Origin of the sequence: Streptomyces sp. CA-135486, from assembly GCF_050936555.1 — a bacterium.
Lineage (GTDB): Bacteria > Actinomycetota > Actinomycetes > Streptomycetales > Streptomycetaceae > Streptomyces.
Genome location: NZ_JBNJMM010000001.1, coordinates 2,756,060 through 2,771,908, shown reverse-complemented (window position 1 = coordinate 2,771,908; position 15,849 = coordinate 2,756,060). Strand labels below are relative to the sequence as shown.

General features: G+C 70.5%; 14 protein-coding genes and 1 pseudogene. 1 reads left to right on the top strand and 14 read right to left on the bottom strand.

Going from position 1 to position 15,849, the window contains the following annotated elements; translation table 11 throughout:
- Nucleotides 1-44: 44 nt before the first annotated feature.
- The 6 genes from carB to pyrR form a co-directional block, all read right to left on the bottom strand.
- Entirely contained in the window at nucleotides 45-3,353 is a 3,309-nt protein-coding gene (carB, locus tag ACQEVG_RS12620) for a carbamoyl-phosphate synthase large subunit (protein WP_432981493.1), read from the bottom strand.
- Nucleotides 3,346-4,482 (bottom strand): glutamine-hydrolyzing carbamoyl-phosphate synthase small subunit, encoded by a 1,137-nt coding sequence (carA, locus tag ACQEVG_RS12615; RefSeq protein ID WP_432981489.1) that lies wholly within the window; start codon nucleotides 4,480-4,482, stop codon nucleotides 3,346-3,348. Before carA ends, carB begins: the two co-directional genes overlap by 8 nt.
- Nucleotides 4,479-5,042, bottom strand: coding sequence for a hypothetical protein (locus ACQEVG_RS12610; RefSeq protein WP_432981486.1), 564 nt, complete (start codon nucleotides 5,040-5,042; stop codon nucleotides 4,479-4,481). Before ACQEVG_RS12610 ends, carA begins: the two co-directional genes overlap by 4 nt.
- Nucleotides 5,039-6,325 (bottom strand): dihydroorotase, encoded by a 1,287-nt coding sequence (locus ACQEVG_RS12605; protein ID WP_432981483.1) that lies wholly within the window; start codon nucleotides 6,323-6,325, stop codon nucleotides 5,039-5,041. Before ACQEVG_RS12605 ends, ACQEVG_RS12610 begins: the two co-directional genes overlap by 4 nt.
- A 2-nt stretch (nucleotides 6,326-6,327) precedes the next feature.
- Nucleotides 6,328-7,308 (bottom strand): aspartate carbamoyltransferase catalytic subunit, encoded by a 981-nt coding sequence (locus ACQEVG_RS12600; protein ID WP_432981480.1) that lies wholly within the window; start codon nucleotides 7,306-7,308, stop codon nucleotides 6,328-6,330.
- Nucleotides 7,309-7,452: 144 nt separating this feature from the next.
- Nucleotides 7,453-8,031, bottom strand: coding sequence for a bifunctional pyr operon transcriptional regulator/uracil phosphoribosyltransferase PyrR (gene pyrR, locus ACQEVG_RS12595; RefSeq protein ID WP_432981477.1), 579 nt, complete (start codon nucleotides 8,029-8,031; stop codon nucleotides 7,453-7,455).
- Nucleotides 8,032-8,252: 221 nt separating this feature from the next.
- Here pyrR and bldD point away from each other — a divergent pair, with 221 nt between their 5' ends.
- The gene (bldD, locus tag ACQEVG_RS12590) at nucleotides 8,253-8,753 is read left to right on the top strand and encodes a transcriptional regulator BldD (protein WP_266489365.1); all 501 of its coding nucleotides are present in this window, start codon (nucleotides 8,253-8,255) and stop codon (nucleotides 8,751-8,753) included.
- A 190-nt stretch (nucleotides 8,754-8,943) separates the two neighbouring features.
- Here bldD and nusB read toward each other — a convergent pair whose 3' ends face one another.
- From nusB to aroC, 8 genes and pseudogenes are all read right to left on the bottom strand, one after another.
- Complete coding sequence (nusB, locus tag ACQEVG_RS12585; RefSeq protein WP_355836572.1) at nucleotides 8,944-9,372, bottom strand: transcription antitermination factor NusB; 429 nt, start codon at nucleotides 9,370-9,372, stop codon at nucleotides 8,944-8,946.
- Nucleotides 9,373-9,374: 2 nt separating this feature from the next.
- A complete protein-coding gene (gene efp, locus ACQEVG_RS12580) occupies nucleotides 9,375-9,941 on the bottom strand; it encodes an elongation factor P (protein WP_360882253.1) in 567 nt (188 codons plus the stop codon).
- A 60-nt stretch (nucleotides 9,942-10,001) separates the two neighbouring features.
- Entirely contained in the window at nucleotides 10,002-11,108 is a 1,107-nt protein-coding gene (locus tag ACQEVG_RS12575; protein ID WP_432981472.1) for an aminopeptidase P family protein, read from the bottom strand.
- A gap of 69 nt (nucleotides 11,109-11,177) precedes the next feature.
- Nucleotides 11,178-12,053 (bottom strand): annotated as a pseudogene (locus tag ACQEVG_RS12570) (AAA family ATPase); the annotation flags it as partial.
- A gap of 429 nt (nucleotides 12,054-12,482) precedes the next feature.
- A complete protein-coding gene (aroQ, locus tag ACQEVG_RS12565) occupies nucleotides 12,483-12,923 on the bottom strand; it encodes a type II 3-dehydroquinate dehydratase (protein ID WP_432981469.1) in 441 nt (146 codons plus the stop codon).
- On the bottom strand, nucleotides 12,920-14,035 hold the full coding sequence (gene aroB / locus ACQEVG_RS12560) for a 3-dehydroquinate synthase (RefSeq protein WP_432981466.1): 1,116 nt from the start codon (nucleotides 14,033-14,035) through the stop codon (nucleotides 12,920-12,922). The genes aroQ and aroB overlap by 4 nt, the downstream gene beginning before the upstream one ends.
- Nucleotides 14,032-14,550, bottom strand: a complete 519-nt coding sequence (locus tag ACQEVG_RS12555) for a shikimate kinase (protein WP_432981463.1) — start codon at nucleotides 14,548-14,550, stop codon at nucleotides 14,032-14,034. The genes aroB and ACQEVG_RS12555 overlap by 4 nt, the downstream gene beginning before the upstream one ends.
- On the bottom strand, nucleotides 14,547-15,731 hold the full coding sequence (aroC, locus tag ACQEVG_RS12550; protein WP_432981460.1) for a chorismate synthase: 1,185 nt from the start codon (nucleotides 15,729-15,731) through the stop codon (nucleotides 14,547-14,549). Before aroC ends, ACQEVG_RS12555 begins: the two co-directional genes overlap by 4 nt.
- Nucleotides 15,732-15,849: the final 118 nt, after the last annotated feature.

Here is a 15,849-nt window from a genome sequence, read left to right as displayed (position 1 = left end):
CAGAAAGAGGGGGACACCGTTTCCGGTGTCCCCCTCTCCGATTGCTAGGCGCGGGCCGCGGTCAGGTGTTCGGCGTGTTCCTGGAGTGAACGGACGCCCACATCACCGCGGTTGAGCGCGTCGATGCCCTGGACGGCCGCGGCGAGCGCCTGCACCGTCGTCAGGCACGGCACGGAGCGGGCCACCGCCGCCGTACGGATCTCGTAGCCGTCGAGGCGGCCACCCGTTCCGTACGGGGTGTTGACGATGAGGTCCACATCGCCGTCGTGGATCAGCTGGACGATGGTCCGCTCACCGTTCGGGCCCTGGCCCTCACTCTGCTTGCGCACGATCGTGGCGTTGATGCCGTTGCGCTTGAGCACCTCGGCCGTGCCGGACGTGGCGAGCAGCTCGAAGCCGTGCGCGACCAGCTCGCGCGCCGGGAAGATCATCGAGCGCTTGTCGCGGTTGGCGACGGAGATGAACGCGCGGCCCTTGGTGGGCAGCGGGCCGTACGCACCCGCCTGCGACTTGGCGTACGCCGTCCCGAAGACCGAGTCGATACCCATGACCTCGCCGGTGGAGCGCATCTCCGGGCCGAGCACGGTGTCCACACCGCGCCCGTGGATGTCGCGGAAGCGCGACCACGGCATCACGGCCTCCTTGACGGAGATCGGCGCGTCCATCGGGAGCGTGCCGCCGTCGCCGTTCGCGGGCAGCAGACCCTCGGCGCGCAGCTCGGCGATGGTCGCGCCCAGCGAGATACGGGCGGCAGCCTTCGCGAGCGGCACGGCGGTCGCCTTCGAGGTGAAGGGGACGGTCCGGGAGGCACGCGGGTTGGCTTCGAGGACGTACAGGATGTCGCCCGCCATCGCGAACTGGATGTTGATCAGTCCGCGGACGCCCACACCCTTCGCGATGGCCTCCGTAGAGGTCCGCAGCCGCTTGATGTCGAAGCCACCGAGGGTGATCGGCGGCAGCGCGCACGCCGAGTCGCCGGAGTGGATGCCGGCCTCCTCGATGTGCTCCATGACGCCGCCGAGGTAGAGCTCGGTGCCGTCGTACAGGGCGTCCACGTCGATCTCGATCGCGTCGTCGAGGAAGCGGTCGACCAGGACCGGCCGGGTGGGGCTGATCTCGGTGGACTCGGCGATGTACGCCTCAAGACGCGCCTCGTCGTACACGATCTCCATGCCGCGCCCGCCGAGCACGTATGAGGGGCGTACGAGGACGGGGTAGCCGATCTCGTCGGCGATGGTCTTTGCCCCGGCGAAGGTGGTCGCGGTGCCGTGCTTGGGGGCCGGGAGCCCGGCGTCGGCGAGCACCTGGCCGAAGGCGCCGCGGTCCTCGGCGGCGTGGATGGCTTCGGGCGGGGTGCCGACGACCGGCACGCCGTTGTCCTTGAGCGCCTGGGCGAGACCCAGCGGGGTCTGTCCGCCGAGCTGCACGACCACACCGGCGATGGGGCCCGCCAGCGACTCGGCGTGCACGATCTCCAGTACGTCCTCCAGCGTGAGCGGCTCGAAGTAGAGCCGGTCGGAGGTGTCGTAGTCGGTGGAGACGGTCTCCGGGTTGCAGTTGACCATCACGGTCTCGTAGCCCGCGTCGCTGAGCGCGAAGGAGGCGTGGACGCAGGAGTAGTCGAACTCGATGCCCTGGCCGATGCGGTTCGGGCCGGAGCCGAGGATGATCACGGCCGGCTTCTCGCGCGGCGCGACCTCGCTCTCCTCGTCGTACGAGGAGTAGAAGTACGGGGTCTTCGCGGCGAATTCGGCGGCGCAGGTGTCGACCGTCTTGTAGACCGGGCGGATGCCCAGCGCATGCCGCACCTCGCGCACGACGTCCTCGCGCAGCCCGCGGATCTCGGCGATCTGGGCGTCGGAGAAGCCGTGGCGCTTGGCTTCCGCGAGCAGCTCGGGGTCGAGCTTCTCGGCGGCGGCGAGCTCGTCAGCGTGTTCCTTGATGAGGAAGAGCTGGTCGACGAACCACGGGTCGATCTTCGTCGCCTCGAAGACCTCCTCGGGCGTGGCGCCCGCGCGGATGGCCTGCATGACGGTGTTGATCCGGCCGTCGGTGGGGACCTTGGCGGTCAGCAGCAGCTCCGACTTGTCGCCGGGCTCTCCGGTGAAGGAGAACTGCGAGCCCTTCTTCTCCAGCGAGCGCAGCGCCTTCTGCAACGCCTCGGTGAAGTTCCGGCCGATCGCCATGGCCTCGCCCACCGACTTCATGGTGGTGGTGAGGGTGGCGTCGGCGGAGGGGAACTTCTCGAAGGCGAACCGCGGCACCTTGACCACGACGTAGTCGAGCGTGGGCTCGAAGGATGCCGGGGTCTTCTCGGTGATGTCGTTGGGGATCTCGTCGAGGGTGTAGCCGACGGCGAGCCGGGCGGCGATCTTCGCGATCGGGAAGCCGGTCGCCTTCGACGCGAGCGCCGAGGAGCGCGAGACGCGCGGGTTCATCTCGATGACGATGATCCGGCCGTCGTCGGGGTTGACGGCGAACTGGATGTTGCAGCCGCCCGTGTCCACGCCGACCTCGCGGATGATCGCGATGCCGACGTCACGCAGCCGCTGGTACTCACGGTCGGTCAGCGTCATCGCCGGGGCGACGGTGATCGAGTCGCCGGTGTGTACGCCCATCGGGTCGAAGTTCTCGATGGAGCAGACGACCACGACGTTGTCGTGCTTGTCGCGCATCAGCTCCAGCTCGTACTCCTTCCAGCCGAGGATGGACTCCTCGAGGAGCACCTCGGTGGTCGGCGAGAGCGTGAGGCCCTGGCCGGCGATGCGGCGCAGCTCGTCCTCGTTGTGCGCGAAGCCGGAGCCCGCACCGCCCATGGTGAAGGAGGGCCGTACGACCACGGGGTAGCCGCCGAGCGTCTCGACGCCCCCCAGGACGTCGTCCATGGAGTGGCAGATGACCGAGCGGGCGGACTCGCCGTGACCGATCTTGGCGTTGACGGCCTCGACGACGCCCTTGAACAGGTCGCGGTCCTCGCCCTTGTTGATCGCCTCGACATTGGCGCCGATGAGCTCGACACCGTACTTGTCCAGCACACCCTGCTCGTGCATGGAGATCGCGGTGTTGAGCGCGGTCTGGCCGCCGAGGGTGGGCAGCAGCGCGTCGGGGCGCTCCTTGGCGATGATCTTCTCGACGAACTCCGGGGTGATCGGCTCGACGTAGGTGGCGTCGGCGATCTCCGGGTCGGTCATGATCGTCGCCGGGTTAGAGTTCACCAGGATGACGCGCAGGCCCTCGGACTTGAGGACACGGCAGGCCTGGGTGCCGGAGTAGTCGAACTCGGCTGCCTGACCGATGACGATCGGGCCGGAGCCGATGACCAGGACGGACTGGATATCGGAGCGCTTAGGCACGCTGGCCCTCCATCAGGGTTACGAAGCGGTCGAAGAGGTACGCGGCGTCGTGCGGGCCCGCGGCCGCCTCGGGGTGGTACTGGACGCTGAAGGCCGGCTGGTCGAGCAGCTGAAGGCCCTCCACCACGTTGTCGTTGAGACAGACGTGGGAGACCTCGGCGCGGCCGTAAGGGGTGTCGGAGACCTTGTCGAGCGGTGCGTCGACGGCGAACCCGTGGTTGTGCGCGGTGACCTCGACCTTGCCGGTGGAGCGGTCCTGCACGGGCTGGTTGATGCCGCGGTGGCCGTACTTCAGCTTGTATGTGCCGAAGCCGAGCGAGCGGCCGAGCAACTGGTTGCCGAAGCAGATGCCGAAGAGCGGGGTCCTGCGCTCCAGGACGCCCTTGACCACGGTCAGATCGGCGGTGGCTGGGTCGCCGGGGCCGTTGGAGAGGAAGACGCCGTCGGGGTTGACCGCGTACACCTCGTCGACCGTGGCGGTGGCGGGCAGGACGTGCACCTCGATGCCTCGCTCGGCCATCCGGTGCGGGGTCATGCCCTTGATGCCGAGGTCTATGGCGGCCACGGTGAACTTCTTCTCACCGATCGCGGGGACGACGTACGCCTCGGCGGTGGCGACCTCGGCGGAGAGGTTCGCGCCCTTCATCTGGGGGGCCTCCTGCACCCGGGCGAGCAGGGTGGCCTCGTCGGCGAGCGCCTCGCCGGAGAAGATGCCCACGCGCATCGCACCGCGCTCGCGCAGGTGCCTCGTCAGCGCGCGGGTGTCGATGCCGCTGATACCGACGACGCCCTGGGCGACGAGCTCGTCGTCGAGCGTGCGCTGCGAGCGCCAGTTGGACGGGACGCGGGCGGGGTCCCGTACGACGTACCCGGCGACCCAGATCCTCTGGGACTCGTCGTCCTCGTCGTTGACGCCGGTGTTGCCGATGTGCGGGGCGGTCATCACGACGACCTGGCGGTGGTAGGACGGGTCGGTGAGCGTCTCCTGGTAGCCGGTCATGCCGGTGTTGAACACCGCCTCGCCGAAGGTCTCCCCCACGGCCCCGTAGGCGCGGCCGCGGAAGGTGCGGCCGTCCTCCAGGACGAGTACGGCGGGAGCTTTGGCGGCTCCCCGAGTGGAGGTCGTCATCGTGCCGTGCCTTCCGTCGTGTTGATCATGCTGTTGATGGTGTCGACCCAGGCGGCCTGTTCGGCCGCGTGGTCGGAGCGGAAGCCGGAGTCGATCAGCCTGTCGCCGTGCGCCCAGGTGACGATCAGAAGCCCGCCCTCGGTGAGGACCTTGCCCGCGATGCCCTTGTCCAGCCTGGCCTCGCGCAGCGCCTCTCTCGGGACGAAGAAGTCGCTCGCCCCGGGGCGTACGACCTCGAGACCCGCGTCCGTGAGGCTCAGCTCGACCCGGCTGCGTACGCCCAGGCCGTGGGCCACGATCCGGTCCAGCCACTGCCCCGCGGTAGTGGAGCCGTGGTAGCGCCCGGTCAGCTTCAGTGTCGGCTCGCCCGGCGCTTCAGGCGCGGTAGGCAGCTCCGGGAGGTCGGACTGGAGGCTGCCGCGCCACTTCCATCCCTGGCGCATCAGCCAGTAGACGAAGGCGATGAAGAGCAGCAGTCCGACCACCCAGCCGATGCGTCCGGCCCAGTTGGTCACCTCCGCCGACTTCTCCTCGGCGGCCAGGATGATGTCAGTTGTCACGCGAGCTTCCCGTCGACGACCGTGGCACGGCCCCGCAGGAAGGTATGGGTGACGCGACCCGGCAGCTCACGGCCCTCGTAAGGGGTGTTGCGGCTGCGGGATGCGAAGCCCGCGGGGTCCACGAGTCCACGGTATGCCGGATCGACGAGCGTGAGGTTCGCGGGCTCACCTGCCGAGACGGGGCGGCCGTGGCCCTCGAGGCGGCCGATCTGCGCCGGGCGGAAGGACATCCGGTCCGCCACACCCGCCCAGTCGATCAAGCCGGTGTCGACCATCGTCTGCTGGACGACGGAGAGCGCGGTCTCCAGGCCCACCATGCCCATGGCCGCCGCGGCCCACTCGCAGTCCTTGTCCTCGTGCGGGTGCGGGGCGTGGTCGGTGGCGACGCAGTCGATGGTGCCGTCGGCAAGGGCCTCACGCAGGGCCAGCACGTCGGCCTCGGTGCGCAGCGGCGGGTTGACCTTGTAGACGGGGTTGTACGTACGCACCAGCTCGTCGGTGAGGAGCAGGTGGTGCGGGGTCACCTCGGCGGTGACGTTCCAGCCCTTGGACTTGGCCCAGCGGACGAGCTCGACCGAGCCCGCGGTGGAGAGGTGGCAGATGTGGACGCGGGAGCCGACGTGGGCGGCGAGGAGGACGTCGCGGGCGATGATCGACTCCTCGGCGACGGCCGGCCAGCCGCCCAGGCCCAGCTCGGCGGAGACGACGCCCTCGTTCATCTGGGCGCCCGCGGTGAGGCGGGGCTCCTGGGCGTGCTGGGCGACGACACCGTCGAAGGCCTTCACATACTCCAGGGCGCGACGCATGATCACGGCGTCGTCGACGCACTTGCCGTCGTCGGAGAAGACCTTCACCCCCGCGGCGGAGTCGTGCATCGCACCGAGTTCGGCGAGCTGCTTGCCCTCCAGGCCGACGGTGACGGCGCCGATGGGCTGCACGTCGCAGTAGCCGGACTCCTTGCCGAGGCGGTAGACCTGCTCGACGACACCGGCGGTGTCGGCGACCGGGAAGGTGTTGGCCATGGCGTGCACGGCGGTGAAGCCGCCCACGGCAGCCGCCTTGGTGCCGGTGAGGACGGTCTCGGAGTCCTCGCGGCCGGGCTCACGGAGGTGGGTGTGCAGGTCGACCAGGCCGGGGAGGAGGATCTGGCCCCCGGCCTCGATCACCGTCGCGTCCTCGGCGGGAAGGCCCGTACCCACCTGGGCGATGGTCTCGCCGTCGATCAGGACGTCCTGGACCTCGCCGCCCAGCACCTTCGCACCACGGATCAGGATCTTGCTCATCGTTACTTGCTCTCCTCGGTACGGGTGTGGCTGACGGCGGGCTCGTTGCCGCCCAGAAGCAGATACAGGACGGCCATGCGGGTCGAGACGCCGTTGGCGACCTGCTCGACGGCCGTGCAGCGGTCGGAGTCGGCGACCTCGGCGGTGATCTCCATGCCTCGGTTCATCGGGCCTGGGTGCATGACGATGGCGTGCTCGGGCATCCGGGCCATGCGGTCGCCGTCCAGGCCGTAGCGGCGCGAGTACTCGCGCTCGGTCGGGAAGAAGGCGGCGTTCATCCGCTCGCGCTGCACTCGCAGCATCATCACCGCGTCGGACTTCGGCAGCACCTCGTCGAGGTCGTACGACACCTCGCACGGCCAGTTCTCGACGCCGATCGGCACCAGCGTCGGCGGGGCGACCAGGGTGACTTCGGCGCCGAGGGTGTTCAGCAGCAGGACGTTGGAGCGGGCCACCCGGCTGTGCAGGATGTCGCCGACGATGGTGATCCGGCGGCCCGCGAGGTCACGCCCTGTCCCGGCGTCCGCTCCCACCAGGCGGCGGCGCATGGTGAAGGCGTCGAGCAGCGCCTGGGTGGGGTGCTCGTGGGTGCCGTCCCCCGCGTTGACGACCGCGCCGTCGATCCAGCCGGAGGTGGCGAGCCGGTAGGGGGCTCCGGAGGCGCCGTGCCGGATGACGACGGCGTCCGCGCCCATCGCCTCCAGGGTCAGCGCGGTGTCCTTGAGCGACTCGCCCTTGGAGACCGACGACCCCTTGGCGGAGAAGTTGATGACATCTGCGGAGAGCCGCTTGGCGGCGGCTTCGAAAGAGATCCGGGTCCGTGTCGAGTCCTCGAAGAAGAGGTTGACGACGGTACGGCCGCGCAGGGTCGGCAGTTTCTTGATCGGCCGGTCGGCGACCCGGGCCATCTCCTCTGCGGTGTCGAGGATCAGCACGGCGTCGTCGCGGGTGAGGTCGGCGGCCGAGATGAGGTGGCGCTTCATCTGGGTGTTCTCCAGGTCTGTGGAGGTCGGGGGTCCGGGGCCCGCGGCGGCGGCCGCTGGTGTGGCAGCTCCGGAAGGCCCGGCAGGCATGCGGACGGGCAGGCTCGGTCGTACGGCGGATCACCGGTCGTACGAGGGGCGGTGCTACTGCTCGCCCGCAGGGGCGGTCTCCCTCACACCGAGCAGCACGGTGTCGCGACCGTCCTCCTCGGCGAGCTGGACCTTGACCGTCTCCCGCAGCGACGTGGGGAGGTTCTTGCCGACATAGTCGGCGCGGATCGGGAGTTCGCGGTGGCCGCGGTCGACGAGGACCGCGAGCTGCACGGCGCGGGGCCGGCCGATGTCGCCGAGCGCGTCGAGTGCGGCGCGGATCGTGCGGCCGGAGAAGAGCACGTCGTCGACCAGGACGACCAGCCGGCCGTCGACGCCGTCACCGGGGATCTCGGTGCGGCCCAGCGCGCGGGGGGCCCGCATGCGCAGGTCGTCGCGGTACATGGTGATGTCGAGCGAGCCGACCGGGATCTTGCGGCCGGTGATCTCTTCGAGCTTGTCGGCCAGCCGGCGGGCGAGGAAGACTCCGCGGGTCGGAATGCCGAGAAGCACCACGTCGTCGGCGCCCTTGGCGCGTTCGACGATCTCGTGGGCGATGCGGGTCAGTACCCGCGCGATGTCGGGCGCCTCCAGAACGGGGCGTGCCACATCAGGGCTGTGCTGTGCGTCCATATGAAACGGACCTCCTTCTCCGCCTCACGGGACGGACCTTAAAGGACGTCTAAATTGCGCCACCTACGGTACCAGGGCCTTGCCGGGGCGCCGGTCGCGGCCCTGAAGAGACCGGTCCGGACCATTTCGGCTTGACGCAGCCAAGTAACGCTGCGTAACCTCACAGTGAGTTACCAGCCGCGCGGCGGAGCCGCACGTTGTCCCAGCGTCCGGGGAGCTATATGTCCAGCGAATACGCAAAACAGCTCGGGGCCAAGCTCCGCGCCATCCGCACCCAGCAGGGGCTTTCCCTCCACGGCGTGGAAGAGAAGTCCCAGGGCCGCTGGAAGGCCGTTGTGGTCGGCTCGTACGAGCGTGGCGACCGCGCAGTGACCGTGCAGCGCCTCGCCGAGCTTGCGGACTTCTACGGTGTCCCGGTGCAGGAGCTGCTTCCTGGCACCACGCCCGGCGGGGCCGCCGAGCCGCCGCCGAAGCTCGTTCTCGACCTGGAGCGGCTTGCCCATGTGCCGCAGGAGAAGGCGGGCCCGCTGCAGCGTTATGCCGCCACGATCCAGTCCCAGCGCGGGGACTACAACGGCAAGGTGCTGTCGATCCGCCAGGACGACCTGCGCACGCTTGCCGTGATCTACGACCAGTCGCCTTCGGTCCTGACCGAGCAGCTCATCAGCTGGGGTGTGCTGGACGCGGACGCGCGGCGCGCGGTCACCCACGAAGAGGGCTGACGCCAGTCCAGGAGAAACGTCACGTCGGAGGGCGGACCCGCTGTGTGCGGGTCCGCCCTCCGATGCGTTGGCAGGCCTCTGAGGGCTTCGCCCCGTACCCCTTGTGTGCTCAAACGCCGGACGGGCCGAAGCTCGGCCCGCCCGGCGTTTGAGGGCAAGAAGAGGTCGGGGCGGAACCCCGACAAAGCCGCTAGTCGCGGCGCAGACTCGGCTTGAGGTCCTTGAAGCGGCCGAGCAAGCCGTTCACGAACGACGGGGACTCGTCGGTGGAGAACTCCTTGGCGAGCTGCACCGCCTCGTCGATCACCACCGCGTCCGGGGTCTCGTCCACCCACACCAGCTCGTACGCGCCGAGCCGGATGATGTTGCGGTCGACGACCGGCATCCGGTCCAGGGTCCAGCCGACCGCGTAGGTGGCGATGAGGTCGTCGATCCGGTCCGCGTACTGCGCGTACCCCTCGACGAGCTCCATCGTGTACTCGCCGACCGGCGGCTGCCGGTCGTCGGTCCGTGAGTGCCGCACCCAGTCCGCGAGGACCGTCTGCACGGACGCCCCGCGCTGGTCGGCCTCGAAGAGGATCTGGAAGGCACGCTTACGGGCCTTGTTCCGGGCAGCCACGGTTAGCTGTTCACCCGGCCGAGGTACTCGCCGGAGCGGGTGTCGACCTTGATCTTCTCACCGGTGGTGATGAAGAGCGGGACACCGATCTCGAAGCCGGTCTCCAGCGTGGCGGGCTTGGTGCCACCCGTGGAGCGGTCGCCCTGGACACCGGGGTCGGTGTGCTGGATGGTCAGCTCGACGGCGGCGGGCAGCTCGACGTAGAGCACCTCGCCCTCGTGCTGGGCGACGCTGGCGGTGAAGCCCTCGATCAGGAAGTTGGCGGCGTTGCCGACGGCCTTGCGGTCGATGTGCAGCTGGTCGTAGGTCTGCATGTCCATGAAGACGAAGTACTCGCCGTCCATGTACGAGAACTGCATGTCGCGGCGGTCAACGGTGGCCGTCTCGACCTTCACGCCGGCGTTGAACGTCTTGTCGACGACCTTGCCGGAGAGCACGTTCTTGAGCTTGGTGCGCACAAAGGCGGGGCCCTTGCCGGGCTTGACGTGCTGGAACTCGACGACGGACCAGAGCTGGCCTCCGTCGAGCTTGAGCACCATGCCGTTCTTGAGGTCGTTCGTGGAAGCCACGGTTGCGGAATCTCCTGGACTGACGCTGGTGGACGACCGAGGAAGCGCGCTGCAGCAAAGCTAGAGCGCGAGCAGCTCCTTGGTCGTGATGGTGAGTAGCTCGGGTCCGCCGTCCGCCTCCTGGCGCACGACGAGCGTGTCATCGATCCGGACCCCGCCCCGTCCCGGGAGGTGGACCCCCGGTTCGACGGTGACCGGCACGCAAGCGTCCAGTTTACCCATGGCCGCAGGCGCCAGCTGCGGGTCCTCGTCGATTTCGAGCCCGACGCCGTGCCCGGTGAGCGGAGCGAGGCCCTCACCATGGCCCGCCGCGTCCAGGACATGGCGGGCCGCACGGTCCACGTCGCGATACGCGGCGCCCGGTGCGAGAGACTGGCGGCCGGCCCGCTGAGCGGCGAAGACAAGGTCGTACAGCTCGATCTGCCAGTCCGCCGGAGTCGTCCCGATGACGAACGTACGCCCGATCTCGCACCGGTAGCCGCGGTAGTTCGCGCCGACGCAGACCGAGAGGAAGTCACCCTCCTCGACGCGGCGGTCGGTGGGACGGTGCCCGCTGCGGCCCGAGTTGGGCCCGGTGGCGACCGAGGTCGCGAAGGCAGGTCCGTCGGCCCCGTGGTCGACGAGCCGCCGCTCCAGCTCCAGGGCGAGATGCCGCTCGGTGCGGCCGACCAGGATCGACTCCAGCAACTCGCCGAGGGCCTGGTCGGTGATCTCCGCCGCGATCCGCAGGCAGGCGATCTCTTCCTCGTCCTTGACGATCCGCTGCTGCTCCACGGCGAGACCGAGGTCGGCGAGGCGCAGCCGGGGCGCGACGGAGTCGATCGCCCGGTGCCTGGCGACCGTCAGATGGTGCTCCTCGACGGCGAGCGAATCCACGCCCGCGGTGCGCGCCAGCTCGACGGCCGCGACCGCGGGATCACCGGCCGAGGTGGACAGCACGGTCAGCCGCAGCTGTTCGTCCAGCCGGCCGTCCGCGGGATCGCCGGTGGGCGTACGGGGGCAGAGCAGGGTGTCCTCGCCGGAGCCGAGCAGCAGGACGGCGCCGGCCGGCGCCCCGCCTGCCAGATAGCGCACATTGGCGGGACGGGAGATCAGGACTCCGGCGCTGCCGGTGGCTGCGCACCGGTCGCGCAGTCGGCTGCGGCGGACCCCAAACACCTCGGACATGTTCCGAGCCTACGAGCGCAGGCGCGGCCCGGCCCGGTCAGCGCGTCCGACCGGGGGTGGGCACGCGGGCTACCAGCTCGGCGGGCTGGCGATGGACCGGGCAAGCACCTCGTCCAGCACGCGTGCCGTGGTCTCCACGTCGTACTTCGAGTTGTCGATGATGGGCAGTCCCGATCCGTACCAGCCGGCCATCCGGCCGTGAATGCTGGCGACTTCCTCGTCCGAGAGACGGCGGTTGCCGCTGCGCTCGGCATTGCGCTCCAGCACGATCTCAAGGCCGGGGAGCAGGACGACGGGCAGCAGTCCGGGGCCGACATGGCGCTTCCAGCCGCCGAGGCCGACGACCGGGCGGTCGGGGAAGACGGCGTCGTCGAGGATGCAGGAGATGCCGTTGGCCAGGAAGTTGCGGGCGGCGAAGCCGCAGGTGCGGCGGGCCAGGCGGTACTGGGCCTCGGAGTGGTCGTTCCAGCCCGACTGGGGGTCGGCGAAGCCGGAACAGACCCATTCGCGTACGTCGTCGAGGCTGATGTGCGCGGTGGGGACCCGGCGGCCGGCGGCCCAGTGCCTGGCGACGGTGGTCTTGCCCGCGCCGGCCGGGCCGATGAGCAGGACGGCGAGGGTGGCCGCGCCGGTGCCGCTGTCGGCCGGTGGCGGGGCGGGTATGGGAACCGGTCCGCCGGGCGGCAGCGGGATGTGCCCGGTCGTTTCGCGGGAGGGCGGCACGGAGGCGTGCCGGGGGGCGGGATCGGTCCAGCCGGGGGCGGTGTGCCCGCCATGGGGCTGCGGCGCAGGCGGCTGCCCCTGCGGATGCGGGGGCCCGGCCGGCGTGCCAGGCGGGGGTCCGGCGGGAGCCGCAGGGCGTGGAGGCCCGGCGGGCGGCCGGCCCTGCGGCGTAGGCGGCTGCCCCTGCGGATGCGGGGGCCCGCCTGGCGCGCCAGGCGGGGGTCCGGCGGGAGCCGCGGGGCGTGGAGGCCCGGCGGGCGGCCGGCCCTGCGGCGTAGGCGGCTGCCCCTGCGGATGCGGGGGCCCGGCCGGCGTGCCAGGCGGGGGTCCGGCGGGAGCCGCGGGGCGTGGAGGCCCGGCGGGCGGCCGGCCCTGCGGGTGCGAAGGCCCGGCGGGCGGCTGAGGCGGCGGGGGGCCTGCGGGTGCTCCCGGCGGTGGCCCGGGGTGCTGGGCGCTGTGTGTCCATCCGGTCTGTCCGTGCCCCGGTCCCTGGGGCGGCGGCAGCGGAGCCCCCACTGCGTGCTGCATCCGGTGCCACTCCGTCTCGTACGACTGACGCTGGTCAGGCGGCTGTTCGGCCGCCTTGCTACCGAACCGTACCTCCCCCGGCCGCCACGTGGGGAACGGCCGGGGACGGCTCAAAGTGCCCTGTCAGTCCGTCAATTCTTCGGCCAGGGCGCGCAGCGCGAGCCGGTACGAGCCGATGCCGAAGCCCGCGATCGTGCCGCTGGCGATCGACGCGACGACCGATGTGTGCCGAAATGCCTCCCGTGTGTACGGATTCGAGATGTGCACCTCGATCAGCGGCGCGGTCCGCTGGGCGGCCGCATCACGCATTCCGTACGAATAGTGCGTGAAGGCACCGGGGTTGAGAACGACCGGAATTGAGCCGTCCGCGGCCTCGTGCAGCCAGCGGATCATCTCGCCCTCGTCGTTCGTCTCCCGTACGTCGACCTCGAAGCCGAGCTCCTTGCCGAGCGCCTGGCACGTCTCCACCAGACCGGCGTAGGAGGTCGCGCCGTAGACGTCGGGCTCCCGGGAGCCGAGCCGCCCCAGGTTGGGGCCGTTGAGGACCAGTACCTGACGGGTCATGCGGACACCTCTCCGAACGCGGCCAGCAGGACGGCCGGATCCGGGCCCTCGAGCACGGTCGGCTTGGCGAGTCCGTCGAGCACGATGAACCGGAGCAGGTTGCCGCGCGACTTCTTGTCGACCTTCATGGTCTCCAGAAGCTTGGGCCACTGGTCGCCGCGGTAGGTGAGCGGCAGTCCGACCGACTCGAGGACCGAACGGTGCCGGTCGGCGGTCGCGTCGTCCAACCGCCCCGCGAGACGGCCGAGTTCGGCGGCGAAGACCATGCCGACCGAGACCGCCGCGCCATGGCGCCACTTGTAGCGCTCGTTCTTCTCGATCGCGTGGGCGAGGGTGTGGCCGTAGTTGAGGATCTCGCGAAGCCCGGATTCCTTCAGGTCGTTGGAGACGACCTCCGCCTTGACCCGGATGGAGCGCTCGATCAGCTCGGCCGTGTGCGGCCCGGCCGGTGTGCGGGCGCCCTCGGGGTCCGCCTCGACCAGGTCGAGGATGGCCGGATCGGCGATGAAGCCCGCCTTGATGATCTCGGCCATGCCACTGACGTAGTCGTGGACGGGGAGCGAGTCCAGCGCGCCGAGGTCGCACAGCACCCCGGCCGGCGGGTGGAAGGCCCCGACAAGGTTCTTGCCCTCGGCGGTGTTGATGCCCGTCTTGCCGCCGACGGCCGCGTCGACCATGGCGAGCACCGTGGTCGGCACGGCGATCCAGCGCACTCCACGCAGCCAGGTCGCGGCGACGAACCCGGCCAGATCGGTGGTGGCCCCGCCGCCGACGCCGACGATGACATCGCTGCGGGTGAAGCCGGTCTGGCCGAGGGCCTTCCAGCAGTACGCGGCGACCTCGACGGTCTTGGCCTCCTCAGCATTGGGCACCTGGATGGCCACGGCCTCGTACCCCTGGTCGGCGAGGTCCTGGCGGACCGCCTCGCCGGTCTCGGCAAGCGCCTCGGGGTGAATGACCGCCACACGTCCCCTACCTCCGGCGGGGGGACCCCCAGCCCGGCCGATGAGCCCGGGCAGCTCGCCGAGGAGCTGTCGGCCGACCAGCACCTCGTACGGGTCGGAGCCTTCCGTACCGCCGACCTGGATACGGGTCACAGCCTGGTCCGTCATGCCTGCTTCTCCAGCTTCAGGGCGTCGAGGACTGCTTGCGCGACCTCTTCGGGGGTGCGGTCGTCCGTGGCGACGACAACGCGGGCGACTTCGGTGTACAGCGGGCGGCGTGCGTCCATCAGCTCGCGCCACTGGCGCCGCGGATTGACGGCGAGCAGCGGGCGCGCCTGGTTGAGGCCGACCCGCCTGACCGCCTCCTCCACGTCCAGCGAGAGATAGACGACGGGCAGCCCGGTCAGCAGCTTGCGGGTCGAGTCGTCGAGGATCGCGCCACCGCCGAGGGCGAGCACGCCCGGGTGCTCGGCGACCGCGGCCTGTACGGCCTGCCGCTCGAGCTCACGGAAGTACGGCTCGCCCTCGTCGACGAAGATGTCCGAGATCTCCCGGCCCTGGGCCGCGACGATGTCGGCGTCGGTGTCCCGGTAGGGCACGTCGAGCCGCTGCGCGAGCAGCTCGCCCACGGTGGACTTGCCCGAGCCCATGGGCCCGACCAGGACGATCAGCGGGACGTTCACCGGATGTGGAGGTTGTCGAGGTAGGACTGGACGTTGCGGCGGGTCTCGGTCACGCTGTCGCCGCCGAACTTCTCCGCGACCGCGTCCGCCAGCACCAGCGCGACCATCGCCTCCGCGACGATCCCCGCGGCCGGGACCGCGCACACGTCGGAGCGCTGGTGGTGGGCCTGAGCCACCTCGCCGGTGGCCACATCCACCGTGGCGAGAGCACGCGGCACCGTCGCGATCGGCTTCATCGCCGCCCGTACGCGCAGCAGCTCACCCGTCGACATACCGCCCTCGGTGCCGCCGGAACGGCCGGACGCGCGCCGGATGCCGTCCTCGCCCGGAACGATCTCGTCGTGCGCCTTCGAACCCGGCACCCGCGCCAGCTCGAACCCGTCCCCGACCTCGACACCCTTGATCGCCTGGATGCCCATCAGGGCGGCGGCGAGTCGCGCGTCCAGACGACGGTCCCAGTGCACATGAGAGCCCAGCCCCACCGGTACGCCGTACGCGAGGACCTCCACCACACCACCCAGGGTGTCGCCGTCCTTGTGCGCCTGGTCGATCTCCGCGATCATCGCCTTCGACGCGTCCGCGTCCAGGCAGCGCACCGGATCCTCGTCCAGCTGCTCGACATCGGCAGGGGTCGGGTACACACCGTACGGAGCCTTCGCCGACGCCAGCTCGATGACGTGGGAGACGATCTCGATCCCTGCGGTCTCCTTCAGGTACGAGCGGGCCACCGCGCCGAGTGCGACCCGCGCCGCCGTCTCGCGGGCGCTCGCCCGCTCCAGGATCGGCCGGGCCTCGTCCAGCGCGTACTTCTGCATGCCTGCCAGGTCCGCATGCCCGGGACGCGGCCGGGTCAGCGGCGCGTTACGCGCCAGCTGAGCGAGCTCGTCGGGATCGACCGGGTCCGCGGCCATGACCTTCTCCCACTTCGGCCACTCCGTGTTGCCCACCATGACCGCCACCGGCGAGCCCATCGTCAGCCCATGCCGTACCCCGCCCAGGAAGGTGACCTCGTCGCGCTCGAACTTCATCCGTGCGCCGCGCCCATAGCCCAGGCGCCGCCGGGCGAGGTGGTCCGCCACCATCTCCGTGGTGATGGGCACACCGGCGGGAAGACCCTCCAGCGTCGCCACCAATGCGGGTCCGTGCGACTCCCCCGCCGTCAGCCAACGCAACCTGCTCAACGGTGCTCCTCCTGCTCGCGCCTGGAACTGCGACGGCGCGACCGGGTGCGCGGCCCTGGCCCGCCACCCCCGATCCTCCCACGTCCGGCGCCATGAACCGGTCTACGGTCCAGCAACC

Bases quoted from the DNA above. Each gene is read 5' to 3' on its own strand.
- aroB (WP_432981466.1), bottom strand. From the start codon at position 14,035: ATGACGGACCAGGCTGTGACCCGTATCCAGGTCGGCGGTACGGAAGGC.
- ACQEVG_RS12575 (WP_432981472.1), bottom strand. From the start codon at position 11,108: ATGTCCGAGGTGTTTGGGGTCCGCCGCAGCCGACTGCGCGACCGGTGC.
- ACQEVG_RS12600 (WP_432981480.1), bottom strand. From the start codon at position 7,308: ATGAAGCGCCACCTCATCTCGGCCGCCGACCTCACCCGCGACGACGCC.
- aroQ (WP_432981469.1), bottom strand. From the start codon at position 12,923: ATGACCCGTCAGGTACTGGTCCTCAACGGCCCCAACCTGGGGCGGCTC.
- carA (WP_432981489.1), bottom strand. From the start codon at position 4,482: ATGACGACCTCCACTCGGGGAGCCGCCAAAGCTCCCGCCGTACTCGTC.
- ACQEVG_RS12605 (WP_432981483.1), bottom strand. From the start codon at position 6,325: ATGAGCAAGATCCTGATCCGTGGTGCGAAGGTGCTGGGCGGCGAGGTC.
- bldD (WP_266489365.1), top strand. From the start codon at position 8,253: ATGTCCAGCGAATACGCAAAACAGCTCGGGGCCAAGCTCCGCGCCATC.
- pyrR (WP_432981477.1), bottom strand. From the start codon at position 8,031: ATGGACGCACAGCACAGCCCTGATGTGGCACGCCCCGTTCTGGAGGCG.